Source organism: Bacillus sp. T33-2 (assembly GCF_002860205.1).
Classification (GTDB): Bacteria; Bacillota; Bacilli; order Bacillales; family Cytobacillaceae; genus T33-2.
The window spans coordinates 1-1,528 of record NZ_PGVB01000065.1; the positions used below are offsets into that span (position 1 = coordinate 1).

A 1,528-nucleotide genomic window follows, 5' to 3' on the forward strand; every position below is an offset into this window, starting at 1 on the left:
GAATCAATTTCATAATTGCTCTTTCTTAAAAAGTTGAGACTTCCCCGACTCTAAATTTTACTTTTTTAAAAATTAAGCTGCTACGGTTTGTTGGCTTTGCAACATGCGGTTAATGCGATCTACGGCTAATTTTGATGCGTTGTAAACAAGTGTGACTAAATCAAAGTGGAGTTTGGCCTTTTTCCCTTTACGGTGCCGTACATTATTTAACTGGAAAAATTCTTTTAAATACGCATTTACTCGTTCAACGGCTGTTCTCTCTGAGTAGAGAGCCTTCCACTTTTCGGAACCTCTTGCCGGGGCCGTATATCTTCTGAGATCCGTTTCGATCCGGACTTTATAGACTTTTTGGCACAATGAATCTTGTGCCAAAGGGCAGCCTTCACACTCTTTGGGACGCACGTATTTTAAGGATTTGTATTTCTTGTCATAGCTGTCATAGCGGTATGAATGCTCTCTGACACAAGTGGGAGCGAAATGCTGGTCATAGCCAGCCATTTCTCCCTCGCCACGTTTATTATAGGCAATAATGCAGTGGGCATCCATCCGGAAGAGTTGTTGATAAATGGGAACGAAATCAAAGCCGGCATCCATGCATCCATACTGAATGGAAAGCGGCAGCTCTTGAATACCCTTCAAAAGGGGAATCGCTGCCTTGCCATCATTCAGGCTGCCAGAGCTCATGATGGATTGAATAATATATTGGCTCTTCGTTCCAACAGCCAGGTGGGCTTTGTATCCATACCAGAAAACGTTTTTTCCTTCGCTGTTTTTCTTAATCCCCCAGGCAGGCTCTACTGGCATTTCAGAGCGCAGCTCTTCAAGGGAAACGTCAAGCTGAGCGGCGATGGTCTTTTCGTAAAGCGTTTTGTTCAGCTCTTCTGCTCGCTTTTGTTGGTCATATTGTTCTTTTTCTTCTTTCTTTTTGCGGCCACGCTTCTTGGGTTCTGGTTTTGGTTTCTTTTCTTTAGCGGGCGCCTTGTCCCTGGCCTCGAAGTGGGAAGCATCAATCGCTATATTTTCGTCATCTACAAAACCTTCCTCAATTGCTTGAAGAAGAATGGATTCTTTTATCTTTTCAGTGACGTCGCTCTCTGATAGTTTTTCGATCAAACGGGAATACGATGATTCGGATGGTACCTGGTCCGAAAACAGGAACCCACATTCCAGCCGAAAGATGAAATCATGTTTCAATCTTTTCACAAGATCTTTTATCGTCGGGATGCGCTCGATGAATCTGGCGACCAAAGAACAGACCATCGCAGGGTAATTGAGCTCGGTTGGAGCACCCAGCCAGGATTTTTTCGAAACGGCCAAAACCGCGGAATCCAGGTCAATAGTAGAGAAAACAGCCTCAAATCGTTGGGTAGGTTCTAAATCGTATAAATCTTGAATGCCAAATAGGCTTCCTTGTCTTATAATAGGCATAGGGAGTCTTCCTCCAGTCGTTAGAGTTTGTGTGGTAACTACTCATTTCGACATTTTGGGGAGGTACTCCTTTTTTCATGCCTTAAAAGTCTTGGGGCAT

Annotated in this window: 1 protein-coding gene; it reads right to left on the reverse strand. The window is 43.8% G+C overall.

What is annotated here, in order from left to right:
• Positions 1-72: 72 nt before the first annotated feature.
• The gene (locus CVD19_RS24165) at positions 73-1,428 is read right to left on the reverse strand and encodes a transposase (protein WP_101585722.1); all 1,356 of its coding nucleotides are present in this window, start codon (positions 1,426-1,428) and stop codon (positions 73-75) included.
• Positions 1,429-1,528: the final 100 nt, after the last annotated feature.